Annotated in this window: 13 protein-coding genes and 4 pseudogenes; 12 read left to right on the top strand and 5 right to left on the bottom strand. The window is 48.9% G+C overall.

Annotated elements, in window-relative coordinates:
• Positions 1-14: 14 nt before the first annotated feature.
• The 12 genes and pseudogenes from L0M13_RS03300 to L0M13_RS03350 all read left to right on the top strand — a co-directional run bounded on the left by L0M13_RS03300 (position 15) and on the right by L0M13_RS03350 (position 13,393).
• Positions 15-839 (top strand): ROK family protein, encoded by an 825-nt coding sequence (locus tag L0M13_RS03300; RefSeq protein WP_311195620.1) that lies wholly within the window; start codon positions 15-17, stop codon positions 837-839.
• A gap of 224 nt (positions 840-1,063) precedes the next feature.
• Positions 1,064-2,362 (top strand): ABC transporter substrate-binding protein, encoded by a 1,299-nt coding sequence (locus L0M13_RS03305; RefSeq protein WP_235198282.1) that lies wholly within the window; start codon positions 1,064-1,066, stop codon positions 2,360-2,362.
• A gap of 105 nt (positions 2,363-2,467) precedes the next feature.
• The gene (locus L0M13_RS03310) at positions 2,468-3,328 is read left to right on the top strand and encodes a carbohydrate ABC transporter permease (protein ID WP_235198283.1); all 861 of its coding nucleotides are present in this window, start codon (positions 2,468-2,470) and stop codon (positions 3,326-3,328) included.
• Positions 3,328-4,142: pseudogene (locus L0M13_RS03315) on the top strand (carbohydrate ABC transporter permease). The gene L0M13_RS03310 and the pseudogene L0M13_RS03315 overlap by 1 nt, the downstream one beginning before the upstream one ends.
• 12 nt (positions 4,143-4,154) lie before the next feature.
• Positions 4,155-5,174 carry a LacI family DNA-binding transcriptional regulator gene (locus L0M13_RS03320; RefSeq protein WP_235198284.1) on the top strand — a complete coding sequence of 340 codons (1,020 nt, stop codon included), beginning with the start codon at positions 4,155-4,157 and terminating at the stop codon, positions 5,172-5,174.
• Positions 5,175-5,187: 13 nt separating this feature from the next.
• A complete protein-coding gene (locus L0M13_RS03325) occupies positions 5,188-6,807 on the top strand; it encodes a glycoside hydrolase family 13 protein (RefSeq protein ID WP_235198285.1) in 1,620 nt (539 codons plus the stop codon).
• 98 nt (positions 6,808-6,905) lie between these two features.
• Positions 6,906-7,847, top strand: a pseudogene (locus tag L0M13_RS03330) (NTF2-like N-terminal transpeptidase domain-containing protein); the annotation flags it as partial.
• Positions 7,848-8,083: 236 nt separating this feature from the next.
• Positions 8,084-8,140: pseudogene (locus L0M13_RS18310) on the top strand (hypothetical protein); the annotation flags it as partial.
• 31 nt (positions 8,141-8,171) lie between these two features.
• Positions 8,172-8,933, top strand: a complete 762-nt coding sequence (locus tag L0M13_RS03335) for a penicillin-binding transpeptidase domain-containing protein (RefSeq protein ID WP_260107725.1) — start codon at positions 8,172-8,174, stop codon at positions 8,931-8,933.
• A 407-nt stretch (positions 8,934-9,340) separates the two neighbouring features.
• Positions 9,341-9,820, top strand: coding sequence for a MarR family winged helix-turn-helix transcriptional regulator (locus tag L0M13_RS03340; RefSeq protein ID WP_235198287.1), 480 nt, complete (start codon positions 9,341-9,343; stop codon positions 9,818-9,820).
• Positions 9,814-11,537: pseudogene (locus tag L0M13_RS03345) on the top strand (ABC transporter ATP-binding protein). The gene L0M13_RS03340 and the pseudogene L0M13_RS03345 overlap by 7 nt, the downstream one beginning before the upstream one ends.
• Entirely contained in the window at positions 11,534-13,393 is a 1,860-nt protein-coding gene (locus L0M13_RS03350; RefSeq protein WP_235198288.1) for an ABC transporter ATP-binding protein, read from the top strand. The pseudogene L0M13_RS03345 and the gene L0M13_RS03350 overlap by 4 nt, the downstream one beginning before the upstream one ends.
• Positions 13,394-13,852: 459 nt before the next feature.
• Here the strand turns inward: L0M13_RS03350 and L0M13_RS03355 are convergent, their stop codons facing one another.
• The 5 genes from L0M13_RS03355 to L0M13_RS03375 all read right to left on the bottom strand — a co-directional run bounded on the left by L0M13_RS03355 (position 13,853) and on the right by L0M13_RS03375 (position 15,857).
• Positions 13,853-14,020, bottom strand: coding sequence for a hypothetical protein (locus L0M13_RS03355; RefSeq protein ID WP_235198289.1), 168 nt, complete (start codon positions 14,018-14,020; stop codon positions 13,853-13,855).
• Between the two features lie 53 nt (positions 14,021-14,073).
• A complete protein-coding gene (locus tag L0M13_RS03360; RefSeq protein WP_235198290.1) occupies positions 14,074-14,343 on the bottom strand; it encodes a hypothetical protein in 270 nt (89 codons plus the stop codon).
• A 49-nt stretch (positions 14,344-14,392) separates the two neighbouring features.
• Positions 14,393-15,121, bottom strand: coding sequence for a formimidoylglutamase (locus L0M13_RS03365; protein WP_235199255.1), 729 nt, complete (start codon positions 15,119-15,121; stop codon positions 14,393-14,395).
• Positions 15,052-15,330: a hypothetical protein gene (locus L0M13_RS03370; protein WP_235199353.1), complete on the bottom strand. Its 279-nt coding sequence runs from the start codon at positions 15,328-15,330 to the stop codon at positions 15,052-15,054. The genes L0M13_RS03365 and L0M13_RS03370 overlap by 70 nt, the downstream gene beginning before the upstream one ends.
• Positions 15,331-15,467: 137 nt before the next feature.
• The gene (locus tag L0M13_RS03375) at positions 15,468-15,857 is read right to left on the bottom strand and encodes a hypothetical protein (protein ID WP_235198291.1); all 390 of its coding nucleotides are present in this window, start codon (positions 15,855-15,857) and stop codon (positions 15,468-15,470) included.
• Positions 15,858-15,865: the final 8 nt, after the last annotated feature.

Consider the following 15,865-nt stretch of genomic DNA (forward strand, 5'->3'; position numbering starts at 1 on the left):
TTCAGGAGGAATTTATGAGAAAAGTATTGGGCGTAGATATCGGCGGAACGAAAATCCGCATGGGGGTCATTGATGAAACCGGGAAAGTCGAAGTGGACGAGCAAGTGCCGACGCTATTCCCGCTATACGAATACTTGGAGCAGCAAGTGCTCGGCATGCTGGCGCGGCATCCGGAAATCGATGCGATCGGCATCGGAACGCACGGCTTTGTCGATCCGAAAGCAGGCCGCATCATTTATTCCGCTGAAACTTTGCCTGGCTGGACCGGCACGAATTTAAAAGAGCAGATGGAAAAAGCGACAGGCAGACGGGTCGAAGTGGAAAATGACGCGAATAGTGCCGCGCTTGCTGAGGCGAAGTTCGGTGCTGCAAAAGGCTATAGCCGCGTTCTTTGCTTGACGCTCGGCACGGGGCTTGGCGGCGGCGTTATTTGGGACGGCAAGCTATTGAGCGGCGGGCCGCACGGAGGGGCAGCGGAAGTCGGCCATATGATCCTTCATCCGCACGGTGCGTTATGTGCTTGCGGACGCCACGGCTGCTTCGAGCAATACGTGTCCGGCACGGGGCTTCGCCGGCGCATCAAAGAAGCGGGGCTTGATATTGCACCTCAAGATCTATTCGTTGAAGCGGCAACCAATCCGGAGGCAGAGGCAGTCGTTGAAGGGTTTACGGAAGATTTGGCGCTCGTCATCAGTACGATGCAGGCGATGCTGGATATGGAAGTGGTCGTCATTGGCGGCGGCGTTTCAGAATCAGCCGGCCTTTGGTGGGATTCGTTGATGAAGCATATGGAACCGCTTCTTTTGAACTCCGCTGGAAGTGAAAGTGGCCCAGTTTGAAAACGAAGCCGGCATTTTAGGAGCGGCATTATTAGTGCTCGATCAAGCGTGAAATAAAATCGTAGCGCAATGAAAAATTTTTAAATTTGCATATTGTGCAAACGTTTTCATTGTGTTACGATTCTTTTAATCAATAACGGAAGCGCTCACAAAGTTCGTTTCCATTTTTTATTTGCCACTTTGTGCAATCGTTTGCACAAACCAAAACAAAGGGGGATTTACACATGAAGGAATTGAAGTTCAGCAAAGGGTTGCTTGCATCATTGCTTTTGACGACAGGGATTTTGGCAGCGTGCGGAAACGGGGAAGGCGCTTCCTCATCGGACGAAGATAAAGTCACGGTTGATATTTTCCAATTCAAAGTTGAGTTCAAAGACCAGTTTGAAGATGTGGTCGCTTTATACGAAAAAGAAAACCCGGACGTTAACATCGATATCACGACTGTCGGCGGCGGGGAAGATTACGGCGCAGCACTTCGTTCTCGCTTCGCTTCAGGCAACGAACCGGCAATCTTCAATATCGGGGGACCGCAGGACGTTGCGGATTGGAAAGACAATTTAACGGATCTGACAGACACAGATGCAGCTGGCGCAGCGCTTGATGGAACGCTTGACGGGGTTACGGTCGAATCCGAAGTTCTTGGCTTGCCTTATAACCAGGAAGGCTACGGTTTCATCTACAATACGCGTTTGTTTGAAGAAGCAGGAATCGATCCAGCTTCGATCACGGATTTTGCTAGTTTAGAAGAAGCAGTGAAGACGCTTGATTCGAAAAAAGACGAGCTTGGGCTTGATGCGGTATTCGCATTGCCAGGGAAAGAAGCTTGGGTGACAGGGCTTCACTTGTCCAATACATTCATCGCACCTGAATTTGACCACAATGTACTTGATGCATTCGATGCACCAAAAGTGGAATTCGAATACGGAGATGCATTCAAAAAGATTTTAGACCTGCAAAACGATTATTCAGCACAGCCGACAGTGAGCTTGGACTATTCGCAGCAAGTGGAAGAATTGTTCTCGCTTGAGCGTGTCGCGATTATCCAGCAAGGAAACTGGGTTTACGGTTCAATCGCTGGCATCGACCAGGAACTTGCAGACAGCGGCGTTGGCTTGATGCCGATTCCGGTTGATGGCTACGACGAAGGCGGACTTCCAGTCGGCGTTCCAATGTACTGGGGCGTAAACTCGAACCAGGACGACGAAGTTGTGGAAGCGTCTAAAGACTTCTTGAACTGGCTGTACACTTCAGATGCAGGGAAAAAAGCAGTACTCGAAGACTTTAAATTCATCCCGGCTTACGAAGGCTACGATACAACAAAAATCACAGATCCAATGTCTAAAGCAATCTATGAAGCAGCTGAATCCGGCAACACGATCGGCTGGGTATTCATGGGCTATCCAACTGGATGGGGCGAAGATGTTCTTGGCGCCAATATCCAGAAATACTTGAGCGATGAAGCGGACTGGGAAGAAGTCGTGGATTCTGCTAAAGAAGCTTGGGAAACTGAACGCAGCAAATAACTCAGTTGGCGCTTCTGCCCAACTGGCCAACCGAGCAAAGCAGCCTACGTGCTGCTTTGCTTTCTCTTTACCGGTTTTCTCCAATGAAAGGATGTGCTGACCAAAATGCGCACAAAAGATATTTCCTACTGGCTGTTCCTGGCTCCGGTGTTGATTGCTCTATTCTTAGTGGTTGTCGTGCCGATGCTATTGGGCGTCTATTATTCATTCACTTCTTGGAACGGCATTGTCACAGGTGATTTTGTCGGACTTCAGAATTACATCGATTTGTTCAAAGACGAGCGTTTCATGGATGCGCTCTGGTTTACAACGAAATTCTCGATTGTCTCCGTCATTTTGATCAATGTCATTGGCTTGTCGCTTGCGTTGCTTGTCACTTCATACTTAAAGACCAGCAAATTGCTGCGGACGATTTTCTTCATGCCGAACTTGATCGGCGGCTTGATCCTCGGATTCATCTGGCAGTTTATCTTCATTAAAGTATTTGCGAGCGTCGGTGAAATGATCGGCATGGAAAGCCTGCAAGGCTGGCTTTCAACAACCGAAACCGGATTTTGGGGACTGGTCATTTTGATGAGCTGGCAAATGGCCGGCTACATCATGGTCATCTACATCGCTTACTTGGAAGGGATGCCAAAAGAATTGCTTGAGGCGTCAGAAATTGACGGAGCTTCGACAGTCCAGCGCTTCCGCTTTATCGTGTTCCCGCTGGTTGCACCGGGTTTTACTGTCAGCATGTTCCTGACCTTATCAAATGCGTTCAAGCTATACGACCAAAACTTGTCGCTGACTGGCGGCGGACCGTTCAACTCAACGGAAATGGTCGCAATGGAAATCTTCAAAACGGCGTTTACACAAAATGATTTTGCTTTTGCGCAAGCGAAAGCGGTCGTGTTCTTCATCATCGTCGCGATTATCGCTCTCCTGCAAGTTTATTTCAATAAACGCAAGGAGGTCGAAATGTAATGCGCAAAAAAAGAAATTACAAATTAGAGATCCTCGGGATTTTCCTCGCTTTGATTTGGCTGGCGCCATTTTACTTGATGATCGTCAACTCGTTCAAATCGAAACGGGAAATCTTCACCAATACGATCAGTTTGCCGGAATCGTGGAATCTGGACAATTACATAGAGGCGTTCCAGGAACTCGATTTTCTCCGGACTTTATTCAACTCCTTGCTTATCACGATTTCGAGTGTGGTCTTGATCATCATCTTTTCAGCAATGGCGGCATATGCACTGTCCGCGTGAAAAGCAAAATCAGCACCATTCTTTTCTTCACCTTTGTAGCAGCGATGCTGATTCCGTTCCAATCGGTGATGATTCCACTTGTGACGGTATTTGGACGATTTGAAATGCTGAACCAGGGCGGATTGATTTTCATGTATATTGGATTTGGGGCAAGTCTTTCAATCTTCCTTTATCACGGGGCATTGAACAATATCCCGAAATCATTGGATGAAGCAGCGACGATTGACGGAGCGAACCGCTTCCAGGTGTTCTGGTTTATCATCTTCCCGATTTTAAAGCCGATCACGGTAACGGTCGCAATCCTCAACATCATCTGGATTTGGAACGATTACCTCTTGCCTTCCCTGGTCATCAATACGCCAGGCAGCGAGACGATTCCGCTTAAGATGTTCTTCTTCTTCGGTGAATATACGAAGCAATGGCATTTGGCAATGGCTGGTTTGACCTTGGCAATCGTGCCTGTCATCATCTTCTATTTCTTCGCCCAGCGGTCGATCATCAAAGGGGTATCAGATGGAGCGGTGAAATAAGGAGGTGCGGTCATGGCGATTACGATTAAGGATGTAGCAAAGCGCGCGGCGGTGTCACCGGCCACGGTTTCACGGGTCATTGCGGACAATCCGCGCATCAGCGAAAAAACGAAAAAGAAAGTAAGGGAAGCGATGGAAGAGCTCGGATATTTTCCGAATTTCCAAGCCCGAAATTTAGTGGCCCAACGGAGTCAAACCCTTGGCGTTATTATGGCGAACTCTGCTACACTGGCTTTTCAGAATCCTTTTTTTCCGGAAGTTCTCCGAGGAATTTCGGTCAGCGCGCACAATAGCCAATTCGGCCTTTATCTGTCGACAGGCGCAACCGAACAGGAAGTTCTGGAAGAAGTGAAAGCGATGGCGCAAGGCAAAAAAGTGGATGGCATCATCTTGCTTTATTCGCGCATCGGCGACAAAGTCATGGAGTATTTGAACAATAGCGGCTTGCCTTTTTCCATGGTCGGCCGCCCTTATAAAAATGCGCATCAGATTTCATACGTTGATAACGACAACGTCAAAAACGCCAGCGATGTGGTCGAATATTTTATCGGACTCGGGCATAAGCGCATCGCTTTTGTCGCTGGCGAAAACGATTTTGTCGTTTCTATTGACCGTTTGGAAGGCTATAAACAAGCGCTAGCCGCACATGCATTGGAATTTGACTCTCAGTACATCGTCACACAGGAAATGATGCAAGGCCACGGACCAAAAGCGATTCTCCAGTTAATGAAGCTTTCCGAGCCGCCGACAGCAATCGTCACGCATGATGATTTGGTGGCCTACGAAGTGATCGGCTATTTGGAGGACCTTGAAATCAATGTGCCTGGCGATGTATCGATTATTGGGTTCAATAATCATACATTATCGGAACATTTAAAGCCGCCGCTCAGTTCCGTCGACATTTCCATTTACGACTTGGGGCTTGAAGCGGCGAATTTAGCCATAGAAAAAATAATGGACAAGACAGCACCTGCGAAACAAGTCGTCGTCTCGTCGCGGTTGATTGAACGCGGATCGTGCCAAAGTCTTTGAAAGGGATTTAATTATGAATAAGAAATGGTGGAAAGAAGCAGTCGCATACCAAGTGTATCCGCGGAGTTTTATGGACTCAAACGGCGATGGCATCGGAGATCTGAACGGCATCACAAGCAAATTGGATTATTTGAAAGACTTGGGCATCGATGTGATCTGGATTTGTCCGATGTACAAATCGCCGAACGACGATAACGGCTACGACATCAGCGACTACCAGGACGTTTTGGAAGAATTCGGGACGATGGAAGATTTCGACCGCTTGCTTGAAGAAGTGCATGCACGCGGCATGAAGCTGATCATCGATTTGGTCATCAACCATACGAGCGATGAGCATCCTTGGTTTACCGAATCGCGGTCGTCGAAAGACAATCCGAAACGCGACTGGTACATCTGGCGCGACGAACCGACAAACTGGGAAAGCATTTTTGGCGGTCCGGCCTGGGAATTTGATGAAGGGACAGGGCAATATTATTTGCACCTTTTCTCGAAAAAACAGCCGGATTTAAACTGGGAAAACCCGGAAGTCCGAAGAGCTTTATTCGATATGGTCAATTGGTGGCTCGATAAAGGTGTTGACGGGTATCGTGTAGATGCCATCAGCCACATCAAAAAAGACTTCACCAATATGCCGAATGCAGAAGGCAAAGAATATGTGCCGGCTTGGGAAAAGATGATGAATGTCAACGGCATCCAGCCGCTGCTTGCGGAACTCCGCGATGAGACTTTTGCAAAATACGACATCATGACCGTCGGGGAAGCGAATGGCGTACAAGCGAAGGATATCGAAGAATGGGTCAGCGAAGAAGACGGCAAATTCAATATGGTCTTCCAGTTTGAAGATATGGGCCTTTGGAACACCGAACTTGAAAATGGCATCAATGTGCGCGGCGTGAAAGAAGTGCTGACACGCTGGCAAAAAGGCGTAGAAGGCATCGGCTGGAATGCGCTGTTCATTGAAAACCACGACCGCCGGCGCATCGTCTCGACTTGGGGCAATGACAAGGACTACTGGCGCGAAAGTGCGACGGCTCTCGCGTGCATGTATTTCTTCATGCAAGGGACGCCGTTCATCTACCAAGGCCAGGAAATCGGCATGACCAATGCGCCGTTCAATGAAATCGAACATTATAACGATGTGAAAACCCATAATCTTTATTTCTATAACCGCGCAAACGGCATGGACCACGATTCTGTCATGACCTTGATCAAAGCGACAAGCCGCGATCATTCCCGCACACCGATGCAATGGAATGCAAGCGGCCATGCCGGATTCTCGACCGCTCTTCCGTGGATCGGCGTCAATCCGAACTACGATTGGCTGAACGTGGAAGCGCAGCAGCAAGATCCGCGCTCCATCCTTTCATTCTATAAACAGATGATCTGGATGCGCAAGCATATGGACGTGCTGGTATACGGCAGCTACGAGCTTGTCGAGCTCGGCCATGAATCGGTTTATGCGTATCTCCGGGAAGATGAGAACGATAAAGTGCTCGTCGTTTCAAACCTCGGCCAGCATGCTTGCCTATGGGATGAGCCGGAAGACGCAAACTTGCTGCTTGCGAACTATTCTCATATTGAACCGCAACAATTGCTCCCTTACGAAGCACGTGTCTATAAATTAGCGAAATGATACTTGCCCGACATCCTTTTTCAAAGGCTGTCGGGTTTTGTTTTCTTCTTATAGAAATATTGGTAATATAAAGAAAAGAATTTGTTAGGAGGTTCAATATGAAGAAAATCTTGTTCGGCTTCTTGGTTTTATTCCTCATAGCCGTGCTTGCGGGCTGCCAGGAAAAAACGACGCCGGAAGAGCGATTGGCCGAATACATAAGCCATTGGAACAAAGGCGAATTCGCCGATATGTATAACGATTATTTAAATGCCGGAACGAAAGAAGCTTTTCCAGCGGAAGAATTTGTCGGCCGGCAAGAAAAGCTCCAAGAGGACCTTGGCATAGATAAGATGGAAGTCACCTACGAAAAACCGGCAGAAGATGCCGAGTGGGATCCTGAAAAACCAGCGGACTTCCCGATCCATGTGAAAATGGAAACGATGGCGGGTCCAGTAGAATTTGATAAAACGATCACGCTGTTAAATGAAACACGGGGCGACGAAGAGGGGTGGTTCGTGGAATGGGACCAGTCGTTCATCTTTCCAGAGCTTGAGCCTGATGATGAAATCGGCTTTACCCGGATTCCGGCATACCGCGGTGAAATTGTGGACCGCGACGGCTTAGTGCTGGCGAAAAACGGTACCGGCTACAGCATCGGCATCGTGCCGGAGAAATTAACGGATCCGTCGAAGAAAACGGAAATCGCTAAACTGCTCGGAACAACCGTCGAAGCAATTGATGCGGAATTGAACCAGTCATGGGTCAAACCTGAATTATTCGTGCCAATCGGCAAAACCGCCGCAACGAATGGCGCTTTGATCGATAAATTGGTCGCGATTCCGGGAATAGGGGCGCGCACGATTGAAATGCGCGAATATCCATACGGTCCGGCAATGGCGCATCTTACCGGCTATACGGGCGCCATCTCAGCGGAGCAGTTAGAAGAGCTGAAAGACAAAGGCTATACCGAAACTGATCAGATCGGCCGCCGCGGCTTGGAAAGTTTGCTTGAAGATCGCCTGCGCGGAACGGACGGCATGCAGATTTACATCAAGAAACCGCAGGAAAACGCAGAGCCGGTCATTATTGCGGAACAGGAACCGGTAGAAGGCGAGACGGTGAAGCTGACGATTAACGCTTCGCTTCAAAAAGTGGCCTACGATTCCATGAAGGGCGAAACGGGCTCAGCCGCTTCAGTCGATCCAAAAACGGGAGAAGTGCTGGCACTTATCAGTTCGCCCGCCTATGACCCGAACGAATTTGTCACCGGCATAAGCGGCGCCCGCTATAAAGCATTAGAAGAGGATGCGAAAAACCGCTCTTCAACCGCTTTGCCCAAAGCTATGCACCGGGTTCGACGATGAAACCGATCACGGCGGCGATTGGCATGGAAGCGGGGAACGTTGAAGCCGGAAGAAGGCTTGACGATCAACGGCCAGACATGGCAAAAAGAAGAGTCATGGGGTTCTTACCGGGTTTCGCGCCTTCACCCGGATGTGCCAAACCCGATTGATTTGAATAAATCCTTGGTTTACTCGGACAATATTTACTACGCGCAGCAAGCCCTTAAAATGGGGCGTGAAACGTTTACTGAAGGCTTGAAGAAATTCGGCTTCGGGGAAACCGTGCCATTGGAAGCGATGGAATTGACACCTTCGCAAATTTCCAATGACGGCAGCATCGGTTCAGAAGGACAGCTAGCGGATACTTCGTTCGGGCAAGGCCAGATGCTCGCAAACATTCTGCATCTTGCAATGATGTATGAACCGTTCGTGACGGACGGCACCATGTTGAAGCCGACGCTCCTCTTCGATGAAGAAGATGCGCAAGTTTGGAAAAAAGATTTGATGAGTCCAGAGACGGCGGCAACGCTTCGCACAGCGATGCGCAATGTCGTAGTCGATGGCTACGCACAGTCAGCGAATCTCGACAACATCCCGCTTGCCGGCAAAACCGGCACCGCCGAATTGAAAGCGGCCGGCGAAGCACGCGGCAAAGAAAATGGATTCTTCGTTTCTTTCAACACGAAAGATCCGAAATTCATCTTAGCGATGATGGTTGAAAACGTCGAAGACAACGGCGGCAGCGATTACGTCGCAGCAATGGCTGCAGAAGTCTATAAATTGATGGCGACGAGCCGTTAAGCAAATAAATGAAGGAACTGCCACGCGGCGGTTCCTTTTTTTATGGGTGGAGGTTGATTTCAGAAGGGAATGGGTTGATTTCGCAGGGGGTGGGGGTGATTTTGAAGTGCTTCGGGGGTGATTTCGTCAGCAAGTTGGGTGAATTCATCAGTTCAGAAGATCAAAGTCAAAAGACGGCTGCCAAGCATCCGCTCTGCGGAATGCGATAAAGAAAAAGAGCTTTGCGGAGAACCCATGCAAATTTAGGGGAAACTCAAGAACTTTTGCGAGCAACTCAATCAAGTTTGCGAGCAACTCACCTCAAGCTCAATCCGTTGACTACCCGCAAATTTAGCAGTATATTAAATAAACCAAAACGAACAGTTCCGAAATGAACAGTTTAATTTCGAAGAGAAAGAGGCGGCGAAATGATTCAGCAAGATGAGAAATTTTTAAAATCGGCGCAGCTATTGCGCTCATTTTCGGGCATTCACCGGAACATGCTTCGCTTTGTCCAAAAGACGGCAGCGGACCACGGCTTGTCGATGCCGCAGTACACAATATTGATGACGCTCGCGCGAACGACCGAAATGACCCAGAAAAAGATCGGGAAAAAGACCATGCTTCCAAAAAGTACCTTGAGCCAAGCGGTTGACGGATTGGTACGGGATGGCTTGATCAACCGGGAACAAGTGGAAGGCAACCGGCGGGAAACGCTGTTGTCGCTAAGTCCGCTTGGCGCCGAATTAATCGAGAAAATTCATCAGCATGAAGGCGGCGTCCATCAAGTGTTTCAGGAAATCACAGAGTCGCTGTCAGAGGAGCAATACGAAAAATTGCTGGAAGCCCACCAGCACATCAATGAAAAATTAACGAATAAACAACAAGAGGAGCGGCATAAATGCTGAAAATATTAAAGAACTTAGCACCTTATAAATGGCTTGTCGCAGCCGTTGTGGTGTTGATATTCGGGCAGTCGATGGCGGATTTGTTCTTGCCGACCTTGATGGCTGATATCATCGACAACGGGGTAGTCAAAGGAAATATTCCTTATATTTGGGAAATCGGCGCATGGATGCTGCTTATCTCGGCTCTTGGAGCTGTCGCAGCGATAACCGCCAGTTTTTATTCATCCAAAGCAGCAATGGGCATGGGGCGCGATTTGCGCCGCAAAGTATTCAATCATGTAGAAAAATTCTCTTTGCAGGAATTTGACGAAGTCGGAACGGCATCGCTTATTACGCGGACGACGAACGACATCACGCAAATCCAGCAAGTGGTCATCATGCTCTTGCGGATGGTCATCAGTGCACCAATCATGCTGACAGGCGGATTGATCATGGCGATTTCAAAAGACGCGAAATTGTCGCTGGTCATCGTCGCCGCAATGCCGGTATTGGTCGGCGCAATTCTGCTCATCTTGAAAAAGGGGTGCCGCTTTTCCAGGAAGTCCAGAAACGCTTGGACCGTTTGAACTTGGTGCTCCGCGAGAACTTGACCGGCATCCGTGTGGTGCGCGCGTTCAACCGGGAAACGGAAGAAAAAGCCCGGCTCCAAAAAGCGAACCGCGATTTGACCGATGTGTCGATCCGGGTCAATAAAATCATGGCATTCATGATGCCGATCATGATGCTCGTCATGAACTTGACCGTTGTCGGCGTCATTTGGTTCGGCGGCATCCGCATCGACAACGGCGGCATGCAGATCGGTGATTTGATGGCGTATATCCAATACGTCATGATGATCATGTTCGCACTCGTCATGGCATCGATGATGTTCATGATGGTGCCGCGCGCAGCTGTTTCAGCGAAGCGGATCAATGAAGTATTGGACATGAAACCGGCGTTCCAGGATTTGGGCAATGAAAAAGCGGATCGCGAACGCGGTACGCTGGAATTCGACAACGTCACATTCAGCTACCCGGGTGCAGAAGAACCGGCACTCAGCAACATCAGTTTTAAAGCGAAACCGGGTGAAATCACGGCGATCATCGGCGGAACCGGCTCCGGCAAGTCAACGCTGATCAATTTGATTCCGCGCTTCTATGATATTTCAGAAGGGGCGATTCGCGTCAACGGTGTGGACATCCGCCAAGCGACGCAAGATGAAGTCCGTTCGAAACTCGGCTTTGTGCCGCAGAAAGCCATTCTGTTCACCGGCTCAATTGCGGACAATATCCGCTTTGGCAAGCCCGATGCAACACCAGCAGAACTCGAGCACGCGGCATCGATTGCGCAAGCGACCGAGTTCATCAGCGGTTTAAAAGAAGGATATGACACGGACATCGAACAAGGCGGCTCGAATTTATCAGGCGGCCAGAAACAGCGGCTCGCAATCGCGCGTGCGCTTGTACGGAAACCGGATATTTATATATTTGACGATAGCTTCTCTGCCCTTGATTTCAAGACCGACGCGAAACTCCGTGCGGCATTGAAAGACGAAACGAAAGATGCAACCGTGTTATTGGTTGCCCAGCGCGTTAGCACAGTCGTCGATGCTGACCGCATCATCGTCCTTGAAAAAGGGCGCATGGCCGGCATGGGCACTCACGAAGAATTGATGAAAAACAACGAAGTCTACCGAGAAATCGCGTATTCCCAGCTGTCAGAGGAGGAAATCGCATGAGTAATGGAAAACGGCCTCAAAGCGGGCGCCCCGGCGGCGGACATCCGGGCGGACCTCCCGGCATGTCGATGCCTGGGGAAAAACCGAAGAACTTCAAAGCGACATTCAAGCGTTTATTGCGCTACTTAAAACCGCGCCAAAACCGGCTCATCTCCGTTTTTATTGCGGCGATCCTATCGACGGTCTTCATGATCGTCGGTCCGAAAATCATGGGGATGGCCATCACGGAATTATTTGAAGGGGCATACAATAAGCTGACAGGATCCGGCACCGGCATCGATTTCGGCACCATCGGCCAGATTTTGCTGCTGCTCGCTGGGCTCTATGTATTCAGCAGTTTGTTCAACTACATCCAGCAATACATCATGTCGACGGTGGCACAAGATACGGTTTATGACCTCCGGCAAGATGTGAATAAAAAATTGGAAAAGCTGCCGCTCAATTATTTTGACAGCCGGCCGAACGGGGAAATCCTCAGCCGCATGACAAATGACATTGATACAATCGGCAGCACCTTGCAGCAAAGTTTGACGCAATTCATCACTTCCGTTGTGACGCTGGTCGGGATCATCATCATGATGCTGACGATCAGTCCATGGCTGACATTGATCGCCTTCGTTTCTTTGCCTTTATCGCTATTTGTCATCCAGCCGATTTTAAAACGGTCGCAAAAGCAATTCGCGAACCAGCAAAAATCGCTTGGTGAACTGAACGGCCATATCGAAGAAATGTACACCGGCCATTCGGTGGTGAAAGCTTTCGGCCATGAGAAAAAAGCGGTGGAACAATTTGATGAGGTCAATGAAGAATTGTATGAAGCGGGACGCAAAGCCCAGTTCATCTCCGGGATCATCCAGCCGTTGATGACCTTGATCGGGAACTTCAGCTACGTCGTCATCAGTGTAGTCGGCGGGATTCTCGTTACGCAGCGTGCGATTTCAATCGGGGATATCCAGGCTTTCATTACGTACTCGAAACAGTTCACACAGCCGATCATGCAGACAGCGAATATCGCGAACATCATTCAATCGACCGTTGCCGCAGCAGAACGCGTCTTCGAATTATTGGATGAACAAGAAGAACAGAAAGAAAGCACAGCGCTGCACTTGGAGCGTGCAAAAGGTGAAGTTGTTTTCGAAAACGTCGACTTCGGCTACGGCGAAGAGTTGCTGATCGAGAACATGAATATCCAAGTTGCACCCGGGCAGACGGTTGCCATTGTTGGTCCGACAGGCGCCGGCAAAACGACTTTGATCAATTTGCTGATGCGTTTCTACGAATTGAACGACGGCAAAATCGAAATCGACGGCCTCGATACACGGGACATGTCGCGCAATGAATTGCGGCAAAACTTCGGCATGGTGCTGCAGGATACGTGGCTCTTCAACGGCACGATCCGCGACAATATCGCTTACGGCAAAAACGGTGCAACCGAAGAAGAAATCGTTGCTGCAGCGGATGCTGCGCACGCCGATCATTTCATCCGAACCTTACCGGACGGCTACGATACCGTATTGAATGAAGAAGCATCGAATATCTCGCAAGGCCAAAAGCAATTATTGACGATTGCGAGAGCGATTCTTGCTGATCCACCAATCATGATTTTGGATGAGGCAACATCGAGCGTCGATACGCGGACGGAAATCTTCATCCAAAAAGCGATGAACCGCTTGATGGAAGGCCGCACAAGTTTCGTGATCGCCCACCGTCTGTCGACCATCAAAGACGCCGATCTGATCTTGGTCATGGACAAAGGGAATGTGATCGAACAAGGAACACATACCGAATTGCTCGAACAAGACGGCTTCTACGCTGATTTGTACAACAGCCAGTTTGCTGAGAAAGTGGCGATATAAGTGGAGAGACCCCTTGCGCAGTTGATGCGTGAGGGGTTTTTTGTGAGTGGGATGATTTCGAGGAGTAGGAGGGTGACTTCGCAAAGTTAGGGGGAACTCATCGTAGTTATAGAGCAACTCATCCACTTTTGAGGGAAACTCAAAAAAGTTTGCGAGCAACTCGCCCAAAAGACTAATTTGAAAAAGCCTTCACCAAGGTGACGGCTTCCTTAAGGGATGGGACATTTTTCGCGCGGCGAAAAATATCCGCTTTTACGCTCTTGATCGGGTTTTTGCAAACAAACTGGCGGATTCCGCAAACAAACTCCAATATTGCGCAAATAACCATGCGTATTACGCAAACAAAAGCAGTTATTCCGCAAACAAAGTCTAAAATCCCGCAAACAAGCCACACTCCGCTATCACTCAAAACGCTCTAAAACTAAAAAAGCATGAAGAGGATCCCATCCTCTCCATGCCTTATGTATCGCTTCTCAAACCAAGCTCCAATTTCCTTTTTTCAAGCGCCACTTGATCGCGCTTCAGTTCAATCTCAGCCAGCTTCACTTTCGCTTTTTTGTTCATTTCAAAACCGATTAAGAAAAGAAAGCCGAGGCCAAGAATGGTGCCCATCATCAATAATTCCATCAAATCGCCTCCGTAATTAAAATACGGACGAGCCCGTGAAAAGTTTCAAAAATTTAACAAATAGTCATTTCGCCCATTTCTATCTCACCGCTTTGATGGTTGACAAAGTCTTTGCCGGACGCGCAATTCGCTTCGTTTTCCCATTCGACGACATACCTGCCCTTGGTATGTTCAACAGAAACCAATTGAGCCTTGCCGGTAGGTCCTTCATGGTCATCAAGCACGATTTCCACTGCTTGTGTCTCGGTAATCTTCGCCTCTCCATAAAAGCAGCCTGATAAAACCAAAACCGCACCGCCCAATAAAACCAGCAAGCTCTTCATTGCCACCACTCCTTTTCCAGTAGACGGAAATGGTTTAAAAGAAGTTACATCAATGAAACGCCGCCAGCATTTCAGCTAGCAAGTAAGCAGCGAGTTTCGCAGTCTTGCCGTGTTCATCGAGTTCCGGATTGACTTCGCATAAATCGAAACTGATAATTTTTTCATTCGCGACGATATGCCAAAGCAATTGCCGCACGATTGCCGGCTCCAACCCGAAAGGCGACGGAGCCATGACGCCAGGTGCGTATAAGGAAGACAAGGCATTCATCGACAAGCTTAAGAAAACCGCGTCGTGTTCACTGCAGAACGCATCGATGACGGATTGGGCTTGCTGGATATTGCCCATCGCAAACTCTTCAGCCAAGACAAAGCGGGAGCCCAACGCTTCTGCTTTATTGAACATGGTGCGGGTATTTGCGAGCGGCTGGATGCCAAGCGCAAGCAAGCTGCTATTTTCATCAGTTTCAAGAATTTGGCGGAACATCGAGCTTGCAGTCGGCGGTTCCGCCTCGCGCAAATCGAAATGCGCATCGATGGTGATGATGCCGATTTTGGCATCAGGTCCAACAAATCGGCGAACGCCTTGGTAATGGCCGTATGCCGTTTCGTGTCCGCCTCCTAAAATGATCGGAATCGTTGATTTCAGCAGGCGTCCAACATGTTCGCCGAGTTCGCGCTGCGCCTTTTCCATCGCATCGCCTTTGCACATCACGGCACCGACATCGATTGTCTGGCGGTCGCCGAGGTGGTAAGGGAGATCTGCAAGGTGGCGGCGGATTTCGTTCGAAGCTTCTGCAGCCCCGGGTTTCCGCCGAGGCGCCGTACGCCTTCGTCGCATTCAAAACCGAGAATGGCAAAAGGCGAGCCTTCTGCCGGCACTTCATCCGTGCCAAGAAATTCGACGGCCTGGTGAAAATAAAAACTGTGGCGGTCAGTTTTGCTGTCGATGCGTCCATGCCAAAAATGTGATTTCGGTAATTTATACAAATCCAACACCCCCGGGTTAATGGAATTTTGTCATTTAGAAAAGCTTTTTCACTTCTTATTCTTTATTGTAATGAATTTTTGATTTCTTTGCTCAAAAAAATCCCCTCAGAAAGAGAAATCTGAAGGGACGACGCATTTTATTCTTTTTCTGTCACGAACGTTACGACCAAGAATAGGAAGAACGCGATCAGCAGCAAGCTGCCGCCGACGATAAAGTAAATCATGACAAAGGTTTCATTCCAGTTGAACGGGTTTAAATTATACAGCCACATGCCGCTTGTCAGCATGAATGCACCGGCCATAGCGAAGATGCTGTGGATGGTGACAAGCTTTTTAAAGCGCACTGTGTAGACGCGGTAGAAAATGCCCCACGCAAAAACCGATAGCCAGCCGACGAGTAGAATATGGGCGTGGATCGGACGAAGGGAATAGTCCATTTCCCCAGCCATCATCGAACCTAAAAACGTACCGAATAGCCCGAAGACTGCTGCAAATTGAATTAATCGTAAACTCCAAACTTTTTCCATCTTAAATT

This window comes from Planococcus sp. 107-1 (assembly GCF_021513255.1).
Taxonomy (GTDB): Bacteria; Bacillota; Bacilli; order Bacillales_A; family Planococcaceae; genus Planococcus.

Coding starts and splice junctions, on each gene's coding strand:
- L0M13_RS03300 (WP_311195620.1), top strand. CDS start 15: ATGAGAAAAGTATTGGGCGTAGATATCGGCGGAACGAAAATCCGCATG.
- L0M13_RS03305 (WP_235198282.1), top strand. CDS start 1,064: ATGAAGGAATTGAAGTTCAGCAAAGGGTTGCTTGCATCATTGCTTTTG.
- L0M13_RS03310 (WP_235198283.1), top strand. CDS start 2,468: ATGCGCACAAAAGATATTTCCTACTGGCTGTTCCTGGCTCCGGTGTTG.
- L0M13_RS03320 (WP_235198284.1), top strand. CDS start 4,155: ATGGCGATTACGATTAAGGATGTAGCAAAGCGCGCGGCGGTGTCACCG.
- L0M13_RS03325 (WP_235198285.1), top strand. CDS start 5,188: ATGAATAAGAAATGGTGGAAAGAAGCAGTCGCATACCAAGTGTATCCG.
- L0M13_RS03340 (WP_235198287.1), top strand. CDS start 9,341: ATGATTCAGCAAGATGAGAAATTTTTAAAATCGGCGCAGCTATTGCGC.
- L0M13_RS03350 (WP_235198288.1), top strand. CDS start 11,534: ATGAGTAATGGAAAACGGCCTCAAAGCGGGCGCCCCGGCGGCGGACAT.
- L0M13_RS03355 (WP_235198289.1), bottom strand. CDS start 14,020: ATGGAATTATTGATGATGGGCACCATTCTTGGCCTCGGCTTTCTTTTC.
- L0M13_RS03360 (WP_235198290.1), bottom strand. CDS start 14,343: ATGAAGAGCTTGCTGGTTTTATTGGGCGGTGCGGTTTTGGTTTTATCA.
- L0M13_RS03375 (WP_235198291.1), bottom strand. CDS start 15,857: ATGGAAAAAGTTTGGAGTTTACGATTAATTCAATTTGCAGCAGTCTTC.